14 protein-coding genes and 1 pseudogene are annotated in these 20,101 nt (G+C 33.8%); 11 read left to right on the top strand and 4 right to left on the bottom strand.

The features are described from left to right. Positions 1-54 precede the first annotated feature (54 nt). The 9 genes from Bccel_RS05170 to Bccel_RS05130 all read left to right on the top strand — a co-directional run bounded on the left by Bccel_RS05170 (position 55) and on the right by Bccel_RS05130 (position 11,902). Positions 55-750 (top strand): DinB family protein, encoded by a 696-nt coding sequence (locus Bccel_RS05170; RefSeq protein WP_036940539.1) that lies wholly within the window; start codon positions 55-57, stop codon positions 748-750. 96 nt (positions 751-846) lie between these two features. Further along, the gene (locus Bccel_RS05165) at positions 847-1,200 is read left to right on the top strand and encodes a VOC family protein (protein ID WP_036940536.1); all 354 of its coding nucleotides are present in this window, start codon (positions 847-849) and stop codon (positions 1,198-1,200) included. 81 nt (positions 1,201-1,281) lie between these two features. Beyond that, the gene (locus Bccel_RS05160; protein ID WP_036940533.1) at positions 1,282-2,037 is read left to right on the top strand and encodes a class I SAM-dependent methyltransferase; all 756 of its coding nucleotides are present in this window, start codon (positions 1,282-1,284) and stop codon (positions 2,035-2,037) included. Positions 2,038-2,200: 163 nt separating this feature from the next. Next, positions 2,201-4,045 (top strand): glycoside hydrolase family 9 protein, encoded by a 1,845-nt coding sequence (locus Bccel_RS05155; protein WP_050753146.1) that lies wholly within the window; start codon positions 2,201-2,203, stop codon positions 4,043-4,045. Then, positions 4,023-4,586 (top strand): glycoside hydrolase family 9 protein, encoded by a 564-nt coding sequence (locus tag Bccel_RS05150; RefSeq protein ID WP_050753145.1) that lies wholly within the window; start codon positions 4,023-4,025, stop codon positions 4,584-4,586. The genes Bccel_RS05155 and Bccel_RS05150 overlap by 23 nt, the downstream gene beginning before the upstream one ends. A gap of 61 nt (positions 4,587-4,647) precedes the next feature. Beyond that, the gene (locus Bccel_RS05145) at positions 4,648-5,370 is read left to right on the top strand and encodes a M50 family metallopeptidase (RefSeq protein WP_036940530.1); all 723 of its coding nucleotides are present in this window, start codon (positions 4,648-4,650) and stop codon (positions 5,368-5,370) included. Positions 5,371-5,543: 173 nt separating this feature from the next. Beyond that, the gene (locus Bccel_RS05140; protein WP_036940527.1) at positions 5,544-11,174 is read left to right on the top strand and encodes a non-ribosomal peptide synthetase; all 5,631 of its coding nucleotides are present in this window, start codon (positions 5,544-5,546) and stop codon (positions 11,172-11,174) included. Positions 11,175-11,289: 115 nt separating this feature from the next. After that, positions 11,290-11,514, top strand: a complete 225-nt coding sequence (locus tag Bccel_RS05135) for an alpha/beta-type small acid-soluble spore protein (RefSeq protein ID WP_036940524.1) — start codon at positions 11,290-11,292, stop codon at positions 11,512-11,514. Between the two features lie 187 nt (positions 11,515-11,701). Continuing rightward, positions 11,702-11,902 (top strand): alpha/beta-type small acid-soluble spore protein, encoded by a 201-nt coding sequence (locus tag Bccel_RS05130; protein ID WP_036940521.1) that lies wholly within the window; start codon positions 11,702-11,704, stop codon positions 11,900-11,902. Between the two features lie 41 nt (positions 11,903-11,943). Here the strand turns inward: Bccel_RS05130 and Bccel_RS05125 are convergent, their stop codons facing one another. From Bccel_RS05125 to Bccel_RS05110, 4 genes are all read right to left on the bottom strand, one after another. Next, positions 11,944-12,594 carry a flavodoxin family protein gene (locus tag Bccel_RS05125; protein ID WP_036940519.1) on the bottom strand — a complete coding sequence of 217 codons (651 nt, stop codon included), beginning with the start codon at positions 12,592-12,594 and terminating at the stop codon, positions 11,944-11,946. 296 nt (positions 12,595-12,890) lie between these two features. Beyond that, a complete protein-coding gene (locus Bccel_RS05120) occupies positions 12,891-14,408 on the bottom strand; it encodes a BsuPI-related putative proteinase inhibitor (protein ID WP_081926873.1) in 1,518 nt (505 codons plus the stop codon). Positions 14,409-14,543: 135 nt separating this feature from the next. Then, on the bottom strand, positions 14,544-14,744 hold the full coding sequence (locus Bccel_RS05115; protein WP_036940516.1) for a hypothetical protein: 201 nt from the start codon (positions 14,742-14,744) through the stop codon (positions 14,544-14,546). 112 nt (positions 14,745-14,856) lie between these two features. Continuing rightward, on the bottom strand, positions 14,857-17,931 hold the full coding sequence (locus tag Bccel_RS05110) for an MMPL family transporter (protein ID WP_242853104.1): 3,075 nt from the start codon (positions 17,929-17,931) through the stop codon (positions 14,857-14,859). A 317-nt stretch (positions 17,932-18,248) separates the two neighbouring features. Between Bccel_RS05110 and Bccel_RS05105 the strand changes: the two are divergent. Both Bccel_RS05105 and Bccel_RS05095 read left to right on the top strand, forming a co-directional pair. Continuing rightward, positions 18,249-19,372, top strand: a pseudogene (locus Bccel_RS05105) (GGDEF domain-containing protein). Between the two features lie 144 nt (positions 19,373-19,516). Then, on the top strand, positions 19,517-20,092 hold the full coding sequence (locus Bccel_RS05095; protein ID WP_036940511.1) for a TetR/AcrR family transcriptional regulator: 576 nt from the start codon (positions 19,517-19,519) through the stop codon (positions 20,090-20,092). Positions 20,093-20,101 lie beyond the last annotated feature (9 nt).

Here is a 20,101-nt window from a genome sequence, read left to right as displayed (position 1 = left end):
AAATATAGCTGCACCTGTTTAAATCACAACTATTAGAGTGATTAGGAGTGAAATATGAGCATAACGTCAGAATGGAACTTAAAGCAAAAGAGGCTAACAGAGACTATTCGAAATCCCAGTTTGTTTGCCGAGGCAAAGAGACTTTTGGTTGATATGCATTCATCTGTACATTTTGCCGAAATGAGCGGACAAAAAGAGGCCACGCTTATTGATCAGTTGTGGGATGGAATGCAAAATTATGATTTTGCAATTATGCCGTCGGAAAAAGCTGTGACAATAGCATGGAACATTTGGCATATTACAAGAATTGAGGATTTGACAATAAATATTCTGGTCAATGAGACTAATCAGGTTCTAAGTGACGAATGGCTTTCTAGACTACATATTCATGTAACAGATACTGGTAATGCTATGAGCGATGATGAAATTATGGATTTTAGTAAAAGAATTGATATTGAAGCATTGAAAGATTATCGTATTGCTGTTGGATTACAGACGCAAAAAATATTGTCAAAACTTAAGTCTGAGGATATGAAAAGGAAAATAAAGTCTGAAGGTTTAACCAAGATTTTTAATGAAGGAGGAATCTTGGAACACCCAGATAGTATCTGGCTTTTGGACTTTTGGGGCAAGAAAGACGTAGCAGGAATAATCCTCATGCCAATCACGCGACACCAAATAGTTCATATTAATGATGGATTTAAAATCAAGCAATCAATACTTAAGAAAAAGAAATATTTCAGAACATAGTTATATTGATATTCTAAATATATTATGTAAGTCTAATATATTTAGTAAATTTAATATCATGAAGTGAAAATTGCTTTTTTATGGGAGGATTACTACATGTTTTTAGCTGAAGTGTGTTTGTTGACAAACGATGTTTTAAGGATGGCAGAGTTTTACAAAGCGGTTCTCAATACCACATCAGATAGTGATGATGAAATACACCAAGTAATACCAATAAGTGGGACAGGTACAACTTTGACAATTTATAATGATGGAAAAGAGAAAAATAACTCTAATCAAAATATGTGCATTTCATTTACCGTTGAAGATGTTGACATTGAATATGAAAGACTTAAACGCCTTGGAGTCAATATTATTGAGCCGCCAATTACAAGACCTTGGGGTGCAAGAAATATGCATTTCTGTGATCCGGATGGTAATCATATTTACTTCAGAAGTTTTTCTAAGTAATATTATTCCAAAACCAAATGCTCATCTTTTAATGAAGAGGAATTACATTAAAGTAAAACTTATAGAAGAGGGATGAAGTCTATGAACAGTAAAGACAAGTTTACAAACAAAGTAACAGACTACATAAAATACCGCCCGTCATATCCGAAGGAGTTAATTGATTATATTGAAATTGAAGCAGGGTTAGCTGATGATTCTATTGTTGCTGATGTCGGAGCAGGTACTGGAATCTTTACAATGCTTCTTGCTAATAAGGTTGGTAAGGTGTATGCAGTTGAACCTAATTTTAATATGCGAACAGCATGTATTCAGTATTGCTCTGATTTAAACAATTTTGCTGCAGTTGATGGAAGTGCTGAGGATACAAACTTGTCAGACAAATCAGTGGATTATGTAACTGTAGCACAAGCCTTTCACTGGTTTGACAGACAGAAAACCAAGGTTGAGTTCCAAAGGATACTTAAGCCTCACGGTAAGGCTATTCTTATTTGGAACAGTAGAGTGCCTGAGAGCGAATTGATTAAGGAAAATGATGAATTATGCAGATCACTTTGCCCTGAATTTTCTGGATTTTCTGGTGGGAGCGGTTTTAGCCCATTATTATATAGTGATTTCTTTAAAGACGGATATTGTGAGTATCGTGAATTTGATAACAATAGATTATTAACTTTAGAAAGCTATATAGGAAGCAGCTTATCGGCATCTTATGCTCCATCGGAAAGGGATGAAAACTACAAGAGCTTTATAGATGGGTTGACTAGCCTTTTTCATAAATACAGTAATAACAGTGTACTGATTTTGCCCAATAGAACTCGCTGTTATGTGGGTAAGGTGTAATTATTGACTGGGCATCTCAATATGACATTGGTGGATGAATATAAGAAACATAAGTAAAAAACTTATAAATAATACATAAATTATCTGATATTAACTATCTATATTTATAGAAAGTTACTGTATAATTAAATTATATGATATGAAAATTATAGGGGTGATCAACGTGTTTAAAAAATTAGGTTTGATATGCATAATACTGCTTGTTTTAATTGGGGTTTCCATGGCGTCCAGTGCGGGTGAGCTGCTGCAAAAAACTAATTTTAAGGATGAAATCACTTTGCCTTGGAAAGTGTTTGAAAACAACAATCACAATTCTTACTCATTTATAAGTGATGGTAATCTTGTTGTTCACATTGACCAGAAAAGCACAAATAGTAAGGATGTTCAATTGAGCCATAAAGACATATCAATAGTTGCAGGCCATACATACAACGTGAAGTTTTCACTCAGAGCAAATAAGGATTGTAAAATTTATGCCAGAGTCGGTGGTAGTAGCGAGCCTTTTGGGGATGTATGGAATAATAACAATCAACCGTTTTCAGTTAAAGCAATGCAGATTCTTAATATAAATGACACATTTACAGTAAATGAGAGCATCCAGTCTGCAGAGTTTGCTTTCTACCTTGGTGGAGATCTGCCTGGTCCTCTACCGTGTGAAATTCAATTTATTTCAATGTCATTAGTTGATCCTGAATTTATACCTACTCCTATACCTACATCAACACCAGCAAGGGATATAAGGGTTAATCAGTTAGGGTATTTTCCACATGCAGCTAAAAAAGCTACATTAAAGGTTAAGTCTTATGGTGCACTACCTATTGAATGGCAGCTAAAGAACAGCTCAGGTGTTGTTGTTGCTTCCGGAAAAACAAAGCCATACGGTCGAGATCATGCATCGTGGGAAACTTTAGAAATAATAGATTTTTCATACTATACAAAACCTGGTAAGAACTATCAGCTTGTTGCAGGAAGTGCTGTAAGCTTTCCCTTCGATATCGGAACGGACATGTATTCACAAATGAAATATGATGCACTTAAATATTTCTACCATGCAAGAAGCGGTATAAATATTGAAATGCCTTACTGTGTAGAAACCAAATGGGCACGTGCAGCAGGTCATGCTAATGATACAGCAATACTTATTAACGGTAGAAATTACAGTGGTCCTGAGTCTATAGAAAGTACAGGGGGCTGGTATGATGCAGGAGATCATGGTAAATATGTTGTCCATGGCGGACTGGCTTTATGGATTCTCCAAAACCAATATGAACACTCTGTTGCAACATCAAAAGAGGAACAATTTGGTGACGGAAAACTAAATATACCAGAAGGTGGGAATTCTAAAAATGATCTGATGGATGAAACCAGATGGGAAATGGAATGGATGCTAAAAATGCAGATTCCTGAAGGTTTTGACAGAGCAGGTATGGCAGTACACAAGATGGCAGATCAGGAATGGACATCCTTTCCAACCCGTCCTGATCAGGATAAGGAAAGAAGGATATATTATCCACCCTCAACAGCAGCTACATTAAATCTTACTGCTTGTGCAGCACAGGCTTCTCGCATATGGAAGGATAAAGACAAATCTTTTTCAGCTAAGTGCCTTACTTCAGCAGAAACTGCATATGAAGCTGCTAAAAAGCATCCCGCAGTGATGTCACCGTATGGACAGGAGCCTGGCAGTGAAACATATGGGGATAATTATCTTGAAGATGATTTTTATTGGGCTGCATGTGAATTATATGTTACAACAGGAAAGGAAGAATATCTTAGTGATTTGAAGGCTTACGAATATAGTTTGAAAATGCCTGTTACATTGAAAGGTGCATCAAACGGATTGGCAGGATGTTTTGATTGGAGTGCTACAGGTGGATTGGGAACTCTGACATTGGCTTTGCATAAAATAGATGAATTTCCGGAAGTTGCAGATAGTATTAAAACAGCTGCTGACACATTTATGACAATACAGGAAAACGAGGGCTTTGGATTATCTTATGGGACGTAATCCACTGTTAAAGGTATATGTTTCTGGATATGGTGAAAACCCCATGAAGTATCCGCACCACAGGTTCTTTTGTCCACAGGCTGACCCTTTATACCCATCTGTTCCTCCAGGATTTGTAGCAAGCGGACCAAATTCAGGAACGCTAGATCCATGGGCTTATGCAGGTTCGAAAACTGGCAGACCTGCTGCTCAGACATGCTATGTTGATCATGTTGAATCATTTATGACAAATAGTGTAACTATAAGCCTAAATGCTGCATTGGCATGGGTTACATATTATTTGGACGGCAGTGATCCAAGACCAAGCAATACTCCTACAAATCCAGTAACTACTATTCCTACCATTCCAGGAGTTGTAGAAGATATAAACAATGACGGTACTGTAAATATGCATGATGTTGTTATTATTGCAAAAGCTTTTGGAACGGTTCCGGGTGATAAGATATTTGATAAAAGATGTGACCTTACTAATGATAATGGGATTAACATGGCGGATGTCATGATATTAGCTTTAAAATTCGGGTTTGTTTATAGTGTTTAGATTTGAAAAAATTTAATGCAGCCTGTCTTCTGATGAATATATTAAGTTTGAGGGGGAACAAGTGGAGATTGTTACTTTTGTATTGATTACAATATTATGTTATTTTATTTCTGGAGTAATACATGAATTAGGGCATGTTATTGTAGGATTAATTAATGGTTGGCGATTTTACTTATTGGTCATTGGACCATTAGGAATAAAGTCAGATGAAAATAATAACATTAAATTTTATCTTGAAAAGCAGATTGTAATGTGGGGCGGTGTTGGTTGCACTGCTCCTTATGAATCTAATAATGATAACATAAAGATATGGTCAAAGGTTTTATTAGGTGGACCAGTTGCTTCAATAGTAATGGGAGTTATTTTTCTACCATTGGGAATTATTACAGGAAGTACTGTGCTTTTGCTATTAGGAGCAATGCCGTTAGGAATGGGAGTAATTTGTATCCTTCCTCTTCCTCTAAAAACAGGTATTTTATATACTGATGGGGGAAGATGGAGACGATTACATAAGGGTGGACAAGAGAAAGATGAAGAAATTGCATTATTTAAATTGATAGAAAATCAAATTACAAGTAGTGATTTCTCAAAAATTGATTTAAAAAGCATTGAACCACTATTGAAGTCAAAAGAAATAAGAATTAATTACTATGGATATTATTATGCATTCCAATATTACAGGGCTGTATCTGATAGAGAGAAAATGGATTATTTCATAAAAGAAATGAATAAAATAAAGAGCAAAGTACCATCTATTATTATAAAGGATTGCAAAATTGATTAATAGTTAAGTCCCAAAAAAGCACATAAAATAATTCTAACCTTAAATATAATTTTTTCCGATAATAAGTATACATAAAAACTTTACCAAACATTATCTAATGTTCAAATGAATTTTTCACACCAATATTAAAACGTTTATAGAAATTATTCTAAGTTACTAGGCGGTGTCTATTTATGTATACATATCGTATAATCAATGATCAATCAAATATTTTAAATCTGTACACAAACCTTGCGAAAATAAAAGAAATACCTATTCTGCTGAAGTTGGACCATCAACAAGTTCACACAAAAATCATATTTAACTATAAATCAGGTAACAACCCTATAGTCAGCTATATTAATCAAGGGGATTTAAAAATAGATGATACCATAGAAATGGACTTTTTTTATAAAGAGTGTTATTTTTCTTTCAAATCAAAAATCACTTCGATTCTGGAAAGTTCTTTTAGAATAAGTATACCTGAAGAAGTTAAAATATGTTTTCTAAGAAACAGGTCAAGATATCTGCTGTCAGCTGAAGAAAAGGCATATATTGTTTTAAGAGGCAGTGATACAAAATATGAAATTATTGATATAAGTACCTCAGGCTTTTCCTTTCGTACAAAAGAAGAGATATTAACACAGGGTTCATTGGTAAGGAATATCTGTCTTATTTTAAATGAAAATACTACTCTTTATGTCGATGGAGAAGTCAAATATGTTAAACATACGGAAAATGAATATAGATACGGATTGAATATTGTAAGCCTTGAATGGTCTACAAGCCAAAAAATCTTCGGCTATTTGTTTGAAAAGACCTATCCGCAGATTAAATCTCTTACTTACTATCATATGGAAGAATTATGGAAACTATATCACAAGGCCAAATATCTATCTAAAGATTTGTATTTAAATGATGACAATGAATTTGAAAATTACATAAAAAAGCTGGAGAGTTTTAAGGACAAATCTACCCTTGCAATAAATCTGATTTATCAAAAGAGCGGCAAGCTTTTAGGTGTAGGTACCTCTTTGCGGATATACCGCCGTACATTTTTAGGGTATCTTCCATATATTGTACCTGAGGCTTATCTTAGTCCAAAGGCCAAAACTGACATACATATAGGGCTTATTGAAAATCTTTTAAATCACACATATTTTGAAAACTATATTTCTTATTTTATGGATAATCTTGAATGGTACAAAAGCATTTTTGAAAAAATAGGCTGTATAATTGATGATACAAATTTGTATCAGTTACATTTAGTAAAAGTATTTGAATGTACATCAGAAGGTATGAATAAGAGACTTACAGCAAATATATACACTACTGAAGCAGCTGTTGAAGCTTCAGATTTTTGGGAATACTGTAAAAACAATATGTCACAGTTGGAAATTCAATGTTTTGACTATACAAAGAACAGTTTTTATTTAGATGAAATAAAAGAAGTATACAATTCGTTGGACATGACACTTTTAAGGAAACTTTTTTATGTAAAAGAAGATGACTGTATTATTGCATATGCAATTGCAGAAACCTGTTCCTATGGAGAAAATCAAAGAGATTATCTAGACACTGTAAAAGTATATCTAAAGGAGAACAAAATTAATATTAATGAATTTCTCAGTTCTCTGGCAGATGAAATATCCTTGTTTTATGAAATAAACAACAAGAACAAATTTACCATAATTCTAAGCGATTCTTCAACTGAAAATACATTTGATACTTTTTATCCTGCTTTAAAGGGACTTGAATTTATGGGAAGTGCTGTAAAGGTAATGATGAATAGACAAGGAATAACTGAGTTTTCCAGGCTTTTAACTTCGAATTTTGAAACCTATTCAAAATATTATCCGCTGACACAGCCGCAAAAATCCATATGGTTTACTGAAAAGGTTTTTCCAGGCACCAGTATAGGTAATATAATCGGAAGTATAAAAACTAAAAATGAACTGGATTTTTCTCTGGTTGAAAAATCATTTAATATTATTGTTGAGAAAAATGAAGGAATGAGACTTAGAATTATTGATGAGGATGGACAGCAAAAACAGTATGTAAGTCAATATAAATACTTTAATGTTGATACTATTGATTTTAGAGAATCGGGAATAGAAAGCTTTTATGAGTGGGATGAAAAAGAGGCTCAAAGACCTTTTAACTTATATGATTCACCCCTCTACTATTTTGCCATTATAAGATTACCCCAACATACACTCTTATATTTCAAAACCCATCATTTAATCTCCGATGCCTGGACTATAAATCTTTTAGGCAGCCATTTTATTGAGGTATACGACTGTCTTAAAAATAATAATAGCACCTTGTTTGAAAATAAACCATCTTATTTGGATTTTATAATGGATGAAGAAGAATATAAATATTCAAATAAATTTGATAAAAATAAAGCTTTCTGGAATGAGAAGTTTAGTACAATTCCTCAGTTAACAGAATTTGAGAAAGATGGCCTTGTCCCGAGTACAGAAGCAAAGAGAAAAACCTTAGTGTTATCAGAGGAGCTATCCTCCCTTTTAACCTGTTATTGTAAAGAAAAAAAGATTTCAGTTTTCTCAATGTTTATGTCTATTATATCTTTATATTTCAGCAAACTTTCGGGTTTTAATGATATTGTACTAGGAACCCCTATATTAAATAGGTCTGGGGCAAAGGAAAAGGATACAGTGGGAATGTTTGTAAGCTCTATACCTGTAAGGCTATATGCTGACAAAGATATGGATTTTAGATCGTATCTTTTATATGTCACAAAAGAACTAAGTTTATGCCTTAAAAATCAAAGATATAACTATGACATGATTTTAAATGATTATAGAAAAACCCACAATATTGCAAGAGGTAAACTTTATGACGTAGTATTCTCATATCAAAATGCCAAGTATGCCGACTCAACGGAGAATATTGATTATGAGGCCAGATGGCACTTTAATAAAAATCAGTCGGACTCCCTGGTAATACATGTAGACGATAGGGAAGAACAGGGACAGTTTTTAATAAATATTGACTATCTTGTAAATATGTTTTCCAAAGAGGACATAAATAAATTATGTAAACGTTTAATAAAGTTAATGAAGGACGTAATAAACTGCCCTGATAAAAAAATAAGCAATTTTAATATACTTTCAGAAGATGAATTGTCAGAAGCTATTAATATGCTGGAAAGTTTTAATTCCACAAAATTTAAATTTCCGAAAGAGAAAACCATACATGAGCTGTTTGAAGAGCAAGCTGCTTTAACCCCATATTCGACAGCATTGATAGCAAATAGAACTTCTATAACCTATAAAGAATTAAATGAAAAATCAAATAGCCTGGCAAGGAACTTAAGAAAACTTGGGGTTACCCCAGATACTTTTGTAGGAATAATGGATAAACCTTCTATAGAACTCATTGTTGGTATTCTGGCAATATTAAAAGCTGGAGCTGCCTACCTTCCCATAGACCCTGATTATCCTGATGAAAGGGTAACCTACTTACTGGAAAACTGTGATGTGAAATTTTTGTTGAGCAGAAAATATTTATGCCCTGCACCTCTTTATAAATGCGAAACTGTTTACCTTGAAGATGAAAAATCTTATGATAAAGATTGCTCAAACTTAAGTAAGATTAACTCATCAAGCGATCTGGCATATATTATATTTACATCAGGTTCCACAGGAAATCCCAAAGGAGTTATGATAGAACATAGAAATTTGGTTAATCAGATTGTGGGGCTTGGGGAAAAACTAAAATTCGACAGTTCCTATAATCATATACTGTTAGCCAAAATTACTTTTGACGTTTCTGTACAGCATATATTTGCTTCACTCACAACCGGTGCAAAACTATTTATACCTGATAGTGAAATATTAAAGGATGCAGATAAATTCTGGAGATTTGTATATGATAATAAGATAAGTGTTATCAATACTGTTCCTGCATATATTGATACTTTGCTTGATAATATCAATATTTCCAGCAGTCATGTCTTTAAATATATGATGGTTGGAGGAGACATATTTAAGAAAAAGCTTTTTGATAAGATTAAAAGCACAGTCCAGGTTGAAAATATAATAAACATTTATGGTCCTACAGAATGTACAATAAATGCAACCTTATATGAGTGCCCTGGAGATTTAAATACCAATATTATCCCTATTGGAAAACCACTTTATAATTATTCGGCAATGATTTTGGATAATTCCAATTTTCCGGTCCCTGTAGGGGTTCCGGGAGAATTATGTTTTTCAGGTGACGGAATTGCAAGAGGATACTTAAAGGCTCCGGAACTTACAAATGAAAAGTTTGTTCAAAATCCCATAGATCCCAATAGTACAACATACAGAACAGGAGACCTGGCTAAATGGCTTCCTGATGGGAATATAGAGTACATTGGAAGAATAGACAGACAGGTTAAAATAAACGGCATAAGGATTGAATTAGGAGAAATAGAAAGCTCTTTAGCAGCATGCAAAGGTGTTAAAGAAACTTTTATTATGGATGTTGAAGATATCTGTTCAAGAAAAAAGCAGCTTTGTGCCTATGTGGTTTTGGAAGATAAAACCGATCTGTCCCATTTAAGAAAATATTTAGCTGAAAAACTTCCAAGCTATATGGTTCCTCAATATTTTGTTGAAATGGAAAGGTTTCCTTTAAATACAAATGGAAAGATAGATAAAAAGAAGTTACCGAACCCATTTGAACAGAATATAGAAAAATCTCATTATAAACCTTCGAATGATATAGAAGTTAAACTGTCAAAAATAGCAGAAAAACTGCTTGGTGTTTCGGATATAAGTACACACGATAATTTATTTGATCTTGGGTTGGATTCAATTAAAATGGTAACTCTAGTTACATCTATAAAAAGAGAATTTAATATAAATATTTCCTTTGAAGAGGTGCACAAAGACGCAAGCATCAAAGGTTTATCAAATTATATAATGGAAAGAGAAAAGGAAAATAGTATATCTGAAAACTTGATTCCTCTTGCAAAGGGGACAAACCCTGATAAACATGTCTTTTTCATACATTCGGGGAGCGGTGAAATAAGTACCTATATGGAGCTTTGTTTTAAGCTCAACAAGGAATTCAACTATTGGGGTATAAAGATGTACGGCTTGGAAGACTTGTCTCCAATAAATATAACAATTGATGATCTTTCTGATAAATATATTAAAATGATTAAAAAAGTTCAACCTCTGGGCCCCTATTATCTTTTTGGCTGGTGTATAGGTGGTACTATAGCATTTGAATTGGCACTGAAGCTTGAAAGAGAAGGGGATAAAGTGAGTTTTCTGGCTCTTGCAAACACCATACCTCCTATGCATTGGGAAAACATTGAATATTTTGATTTGCAGTCAGAAAAGCTGTTTTTAGAAAAATACTTTAATATTAAGGCTGATATGTATTCATCAAATCATAAGACTATGAAAGATCTGTGGGAATGGGCAATAGAATATTTTGAAACTAATTTTATGGCTGCAACGCTAAAAGAGATATTGAAAAACACGGTTCCTAAAAGTGTAATATATGCAATACCAAAATTTGAAGAATTAAACATAAGGGAAATAGTTTATTATTTGAATGCAATTAGAACGTTGCATACTTTAAGAGCAAACTATTTTCCATGTGGCAAGGTAAATGCTCGTGTGGATTTTTTTAAATCTACTAATGATAATATAGTAGATGATGAAAATATTTGGAACAATTATTGTGAAAACAAAATAGAAATCTACGAAGTTTTTGGCGAGCATGTTACAATTTTCCGAAGTCCATATGTAAACCAGTTTTCAAAGATGCTTAATAATTTGTTATCAAGAAAAATATAAATTCTGTTTCTTGGTTTTTCTAATTTAACTAAAATTTCATTGACAAATAATTATTAAAATCGTAAATACTATAGAATGATTATTGTAAAATACATTAAAGGAAGAAGGTGAAAATATGTCAAATCCAAGAAAACCACTGGTACCTGAAAGCAGAGAAGCACTTACAAGATTCAAAATAGAGTGTGCACAAGAAATTGGACACCTTCAATATATAAAGGAAAACAATGACCACTACAAGGGAGATGTTCCGGCCAAAGTAAACGGTTTGGAAGGCGGCCCTATAGGCGGTCAGATGGTAAAGAGAATGATTCAAATGGCAGAAAGTATGATTTCTGAGTAAAGTTACTGTTTTTATAACGAAATACTATTTAATAACTATAAAAAATAGACAATGATCTGATACATTGTCTATTTTTTAGTGTATATACATCAGTGCATTTTAAAAATATATGGTATACATAAAAATCAAATACCAACACAAAATATTATTGCAATATCTACCCTTTCTAAATAAGGAGGCTAATATAATGGCAAATAATAATCATAAAGTAGTACCACAAGCAGCAAATGCTATAGATAAGATGAAATACGAGATTGCTTCACAGGTTGGAGTAAATTTGAAAAACGGATATAATGGAGATATAACTGCCAGGGATGCAGGTAAGGTTGGCGGGAATATAACAAAGAAACTCATTGAAATGGCTGAAAAGCAGCTTACAAACAAATAAAAAGAATCAAAATAATGAAAGCAGACATTAATAATCTGCTTTCATTTGTTATACTGTACAAGTCGAACTCCTAAATCGAATGCATTCATGCAATCTTCAGGAAAAACCTCATTATGTCTTTTTGTTTTGTGTTCCACATTTATTCCACTTGTTTCGTATTTAGAGTAATCGTCAAATTGGTATGTATCATTAACTATTAAATATTCCGAATTTCCAAAAGCATTCTTCATCAATATTTCATTAAGACCGGCAGGACGGTCATAGCCCATCAATTTCATACGCTCCTCAGTTGCTCCTAAAGTATAAATATAACCTGTGTATATTTTCTTTTTTTGATCGATGGTAGGCTTACTACCATAAGAAAAAATGGGGAATATTAGCCGTTCAAAAAAAGCTTGCATCATGCTGTTAACTGCTCCAAGATAAATCGGAGCTCCTAAAAGAAGTGCATCTGCTTCACTTGTTTTATTAAATACATCTGTCAATTCATCCTTAATTTCGCATTTTCCATAATTCTTTCTATTTTTCAATTTACAAGCAAAACAGCTTATGCAGCCTTTGTAATTATAATCGTATAGATGAATAAGCTCAGTTTCAGCACCGACTGATGCAGCACCTTCAAGGGCACTTTTTATTAAAGTTGCAGTATTCCAGTCTTTACGGGGACTTCCGTTAATTGCTAATACTTTCATGCTTTTGCTCCTTTATAATAAATATTTATATATGCGATAAAGTTACATATTATATAAATAATACAAATTATAATTCAATTTTATACCTATTATCTTTCTTATGCAATGATTGATAATTGTATAAATACTTTACATGTTATATGTCATCAAATGTAAGGAATTTATTTATATCAACACTGCCGTTCATTGTTTCAAAATTGAATTAGTTTTAAAATAAATATTCAAATGTCGAAAAAGGAGGCTGCCCAAATATGAGCTGCCTCCTTCTAATAATAGTTTATAGTGAATGTGATTTACTAAATGGTCCATTGGTTGTGGATGATACCTGACAGATACCATGTACCTTCGTACTGTTCAAAGACCAGTCGAAGGCTCTTCCAGTCCATACCTTCATAATCTGGGTTAAATCCAGAGAAATAATACTCCACTACTATAGGATTATCATAAACTTCAAACTGGTTTTCTATCATGTTTCCGCTGCTTAATACCTTATTATATCCAACCTGTTCGGCGTTTTTATAATCGACCGGATATATGAACTTCTCATAGTATTTGCCTGGGGTTAAAGAAATTTCGTCTCCTGATCCGTCGTAAGATCCCCATAAGTATACCTTTTCATCATTAAAGAAATTCTTAATATCCTCTTTTTTAAAAACCAAATCATTTTTTAGAGATACATTGGTGTAGGGAGTAAACCTAACTCCTTTAACAGGATGAGTAAGTTGGGATATAGATTCTGCGTCTTTTGTGCTTATTGCATTAATCAGCTTATCTGATGTATCTTTAATAATTTTCTCAGCCAATTCCGGTTTAATGATATCTTTGTTAACATCATCGGTTAATTCAAATTCTATCACAGTTGTTAGATGATTTTTATCAATTGTTTCACCATTTTCTTCTGGTGAAGCCATAACAATGATTTCTGCTCTATATTTACCGGATGTTAACTTCTTGCCATCTTTATCGGTCATATCCCATTTATTCTGCCATTTTAACGCTTCTCCCGGGTTAATTGTTTTTGATACAAGTGCTAATGTGAAGAATTTTCCATCAGAAAACCTGTAAACTTCCTTGCCTTTTTCATCGGTTACAGATACTTCAAACATTTGTCCGGAACCAAACATTAATTTTTGGGGCTCAGTATAGTGACTCATTAATTCAAAGTTAAATACAACATTTCCGTCCTTTATTTCATAATTTCCTCTTGTCTCAAACCGTCCCTTGGCTATGGGCTTAACATCAGGCTTTACTTCTTTACGTATGGCTTCGGATGTGTTAAATACAAGGGCTGCTAATTCGCCATATGTAATACCTGTTTTAGGATCAAAAATTCTTCCGCCTCGGCCTTTGGCTATATTTTTCATATATGCAGCAGTAATGGCCTGGTGGTATTTAGCATTTATTTTTCCCATATCTGAATACAAAATCATTTTTATAGTCGGAATTTTATCGAGATCCTGCCCAGTCTTTTGCGACCATATTTTCATAAGTTCATAAACGACAGCTTCTCTTGTTAATGTCTGTGATGTACTATCATATTCCGCATCGAATACTAGGCTTACGATATTTTTAAAAGTATCAGCTTTGACAATTGAGTTAAGATCTTTTCCCTTAAACAGCGACTGTGCATCGTGATTTTTTGATAATTGATCTATATATGTTTGAGACCAATGCTTAATTTGTTTTCCAGATACAACTACCTTATTCCCAGAAGATATTGGCTGTATATTTTTAGTCTGTCCATAAGACGTAAACATCAAAGATGAAGATAATGTTAATAATAAAATGGTACTTCCAAGTAATTTTTTTCTCATAAAAAATCCTCCTTAGTTTTTTCAGGTCTATATAATAGACGACTAAACATTGTATTTTGTTCCTCAAATCAAATATAGTTTCCTAGACATTAAAATAGATAAGAGAAATACATCCCTTATCTATTCAATCAACTCCTAATGCCGGTTACGATGTTCAATAAGATCTATTGCTCCAAGAACCACATGAGCTAAACCAAATCCTGCAACTCCCCATGCGATATTTGAAGATAATTTTTTTGAAACCATTTTTCTTGAAGCCATTGGTTTTAATGACAATCCGGTTGCTGTAACAACTGTTCCTAGTACAGTAGGTATCAATCCTTCACGTATCTTCATACACACAACCTCCCATTAATATAGAGTTCAAAATTATTTTTCCTGATAAAAATAATTTAATGCTAAGGAAATAATGGGCGTATTTCTTCATTTAAATGGATTTTAATGTATATTATTCCTCTAAAATTAATCCAGCTTTATTCCTCGAAAATATATCTTTAATAGCATTTGGCAGTGCAATCATAGCCGGAAGGAAAATCGGAAGCATTATGAAGCAAAGTACTATGAGTCCGACAATAACGGCTATGGCCAATTGGGATAAAAGTGTTAATCCTGAAGGCATGAGTGTTGCAAAGGTTCCTCCGAGAATTATGGCTGCTGATGTTACCACTCCGCCTATATGCTTGGAAGCCATAACTATTGCTTCTGTTGGGGACATATGAGGGTATTCCTTATAACGCATCATCAGGAATATACTATAGTCAACACCCAAAGCTACAATTATTATGAAGGAGAAGAATGGAACATACGAGGAAACACCATCTAATCCCATCATATTTAAGAACACATTGTTTAACACAAACATTGCTGCATAGTATGAGCCCAAAAGGGATGCTGTTATGAAAACCGGTATCCATAAGGATCTTATGACAAGAAGTAGTACGAGGAATACTCCGATAAGTACTATTACTATCATTCTATTAAGGTCCCTTTTTAGTGTATCATTCATATCGCCGGTCATTGCACTTGGTCCGGACACTCCATACTTTGCATTGGAAAGAACTGATCCTTTAAGTCCGGTAGCTAATGCTTCATTTATTTCTTTTACAGTATTTAAAGCTTCCTCTGAATATGGGTCGTCATTTAGAACAATCATCATCTTGGTAATGGTTCTATCACTGGACATGAACATATCAAAAGATTTCTTAAATCCGTCATCAGTTAAAGCTTCCTTTGGAATGTAGAATGTTTTATTTGTATTGAGCTGTGAAAGGAATCCATTAGTCTGTCCAATTCCATCAGAAATTTGTTTTAATCCTTTGTTTACATCGGATAGCTTGCTTCCAAAGGTGCCAAATCCATTGAGCCCTGAAACAAGCTGCTGCTGGCCAGATTTCATCTCTCCAAGTCCATTTGTTATATTATCCATATTGGTAACTATGGTGCCGATTCCTGAAGATGCTTTACCAAGGCCTCCTTCAAGCTTCTTTAATCCAGCAGCCATTTGGGATAAACCGCTGCTTATTTCCGACAAGCTCTTGTTGGCTGTGTCAAAACCTAAAGTGGCATTGTTGTAATTTTCATTTAATGCTTTTATTCCTTCAGGCGTAATTTGACTTAGTGATTCAAGTAACTTATCTATGGTTTGTTTTAATCCAAGATAACTTGGATCAGATGCAGAATTTGAATAATTTATTCCTAAGGTATCTACCATAGATTTCATCTGAGAAAGTGTGCTTTTTACACCGAGTAGAGCCTGTGCAGAACCTTGATAGTGGGCACCCATCTCTTTGAAACCTGCCTGCATTTTTTTATAATTATCAGATAATAGCTTAACTCCACTGCTCATTTTTGAGAGATTGGTTTCTATGGCAGCTATGCCGTTACCTATTGTTTCTGAATTGCTTGAGCTGCCAGATAAACCTGATTGAATCTGCTTTAGTCCATTAGTTAAAGAAGCCATACCGTTTTGAAGCTGTGCGGTACCGTCAATCATTTTACTTACCTGGGAAAAGTCTGCTGTGCCAAGCTTATCTTGAGCAAGTTTCAATCCATCATATATTTGACCGACACCGTCCTTGGTTTTTGACAAGCCTCCAGTGACAGTTTCTACCTGACTTCCAATATAAAAATTATCAATTTGTTTACCCTCTGGCTGAGTTACTGAAGACACCTGGTGTACACCCTTAATTTTCTTGAGTCTCTCAGTCAAGTTATCAATTACTGAAAGAGCCTCATTATTATCAAGGGCTTTAGTACTTTCAATAACAACATTAGCGGGCATTGCCTGGCCCTTGCCGAAATGCTCTGCAACTATATTAAAGGCTTTAGATGAGGGTTGAGTATCCCCAAGCTCTTTAATGGTGTCAAAGTTTAGCTTTTGTTGATTGAAATAAACCGTTGGTATGATAATCAGAGCTATGATAAAAACGGAAATAGCCGGATGTTTAATTGAAGCAGAGGATATTTTATGCCACATTTTGCTTTCCTTGTGGCCTGCAGCATTCTTTGACGGCCAAAATAGCTTGTTGCCTAAAACCTTCATTATAAAAGGTGTCAAGGTCATAATTTCAAGCAATAGAATTGCTGCACCGATTACAACAACTATACCAGATTTATAAATGGGTGATTCGGAAAATATAAGACTGAAGAAGGCTATCAATACAGTAAGTATACTATATGCAATTGTTTTTCCAGCAGTTTTATATGTGTTTATTATAGCATCATCGATAGAGCAGCCTTGGGATAGTTCTTCCCTGAATCGATTAAATAGGAGTATGTTATAGTCTGTTCCTATACCAAAAAGTATAAGCACAAGGAGTACTTGTGTAAGGCTCGTTATGGGGAAATTTGCTTTGTCAATTAACTGTGCTGCAATTCCCATGGAACACAGGTAGGAAAACGCCACTGCCAGCAAGGATACCAAAGGGGTAACCACTGCTCTAAACATGATTATAAGTACTATTAAAATAAATATAACCGTCAATGCAGCACTCTTTTCTACCCCGGATAAAGCTGCTTTCAGATAATCATTACCTAAAAAGTCTTCTCCTGTAAGGTAGTGCTCTACACCTACATCTTTAAGTTTACTATCAAAGGCTTTTTTAACATCATCTATTTCTTTTGATCCTTTGTCAAGCTTAAAGCTTACCATCAGTGTGGTACCATCTTTTGAAATTAAGGAACTTTTAGCCTCTGGTATACTAAAAGGATCCATTATCTTATCAAGACCCAGCTCAGAACTGCTATCCCTGATTGCGTTTACGCCATCACCGATTTTTTTCATTTCATCATCGGAAATTTTATCTTTATCATAAAAAACGATAATGTTATTGTTACCTTTAGAAACCTCCATCTTACTTAATATTGAATCTGCAATTACTGAAGAACTATTTTTATCCAGGCCTTGCTGACCCCTATGCCTTAGTATTGCATTAATATCAGGCTGAATTACTGTAAGCACTATGGTTGCAATAAGCCAAAGTGAAAAAATTATCCAACGAGCTTTAATAATTTTTCTCATCATCACTACTCCTCTTTTTAGTTTCTTTATATTAAAAAATAATTTTAAACAACACAATGTTGTTTAAAACCCATAAATGTATTATAATATACATGGTGATGTGTTACAACCAACAGAATAGTTTAATATTGTGCGTACTACAACACATTTTGCAGATGTGTTGGTTTATAATCAAAAATTAAAAATTTTAAATTTTGAAATCCATATATGGAATGATTAATCTATTATGCTTAAGTTCCGATATATAATTTAAGAAATAGTTTAAGTCTGAAATTTATATGTATTAAAAAAATAATAGATTATGGTGAATTGGAAACGATATGGATATTTATAAAGCACTTTTGCAAAATGAGGCTGGGCGTGGAGAAAAAATTGCGTGGATTTTTAGATGGGCTTTATATAGTCTTGCTTTTTTTCTTGCTGCGATTGTATATTTTTTTCAAGATGGAATCAGCGGGCTTTTTGGAATGATTTTATCCCTATGTGCCCTTTTGTATAATTTAATCATAACTTATTTTATAAGAAAGAAACTTTATTATGGGTGGATTCGTTATACCTCGGCAACAGTTGATGTAATGGCTCTTACATTATATAATGCTATTGATACATACTTTCATACACCTCTTGTTCCGGTGACCACAGCAACAATTTTGGTTTATCCCTGCATTATATTTCTGGCTTCTTTAAGATTGGACCGTCGGCTTATTATTTACTCAACATTGCTGACAGCTATCTCTATGGACATATTATATGCATTTGCATCCCCTTATTTTGATCCTGTAGTAACTAAGGAATTAAGCAGTTGCAATATTTTTGGTCAAGCTTATAGAACCATTTATATTCTCTTGTGTGGCTTCTTGATGTTATTTATACCCGGCACAGTTGAAAGGCTTCTTAGAAACCAAAGAGAAATATATGAAAAAAGCATCAGCAATTATGAACTGGCTCACAAAGATAGACTGACAGGTGTAGGAAATAGAATGCTATTGGAAGAGCACCTTGAAAAAATTCATGAAATGGCAGTAACAAACAATTTAAAATATTCAGTTATTTTTATTGATCTTGACGGTTTTAAAGAAATCAATGATGAGTATGGCATGAATTGGGGGATAAGGTTTTGTGCACTATTGCAAAAAGAATAGCTTCCTTGACAAGAGCTAACGATACCATTTGTCGTATTGGCGGGGATGAATTTGTTATAGTAATAAATGATATTGCCGAAGCATCTTTAGTGCACAGTCTCGGCTTAAGAATTCTCGAATCACTGAAAAAGCCTCTGGAAATAATGGATAATACTATCTTGATGGGAGCTAGCATGGGAATTGCAGTTTTTCCTGACAATGGGGACTCATGGGAGAATATAATAAAAGCAGCTGATGAAACCATGTATAAAGTGAAAAAATCCGGAAAGAATGGTGTCGGATTATGCAAAAATTATTATTAATTTTACATGTTATTCATATCCGATGCACCCCCTGAACTAAAATAAATTATTGTTTTGTTACCACACAGGCATTCCCACCATGGGGGTGCCTGTGTTAATATCTAAACATGGTCTTTAAACCAATTTTATTATTAAGGAGTCGTCATGAAAAGTGAAAAAGCTGACCAAAGAGTAAAAATTACAAAAATGTTGCTGAAGAAAAGCCTTGTTGAGTTAATGAGAGAAAATCCAATCTCAAAGATATCGGTAAAAATGTTATGTGAAGCCGCTGATATCAACAGAAGTACATTTTATGCTCATTATACTGACCAGTATGATTTGCTTAAGCAGCTTGAACAGGAAGTGATTTCAGAACTTAAGAAGCACCTCTCCAATGATGCTTTTTCAAAACATACAGAACAAACAGCACAAGCAATGAGCCAGATACTTGATTATATAGCAAAGAATGCCGACCTATTTAAAACTTTACTTAGTGAAAACGGCAATTCCAATTTTCATAGAGAAATCATGTCCCTTGCACAGCAAAAAACGATCTCAGATATTCATAACAACCCCAGTATTGATGAAAGTACTTCAAAGTATTTACAGTGCTTTGCTGTTACAGGTGCTTTAAGCATAGTGCAAAAATGGCTACAGGACGGTATTACCGAACCAACCGAAAAAATGTCTGAACTTATTTCAAAAATAATTTTCAAAGGTGTTTCTGGTTTTTATTCCTAAATGATTATT

It is taken from the genome of Pseudobacteroides cellulosolvens ATCC 35603 = DSM 2933 (genome assembly GCF_001262605.1).
GTDB classification, from domain to species: domain Bacteria; phylum Bacillota; class Clostridia; order Acetivibrionales; family DSM-2933; genus Pseudobacteroides; species Pseudobacteroides cellulosolvens.
Note: the sequence above shows the minus strand (reverse complement) of the source record. Positions and strands in the feature narration are given on the sequence as shown.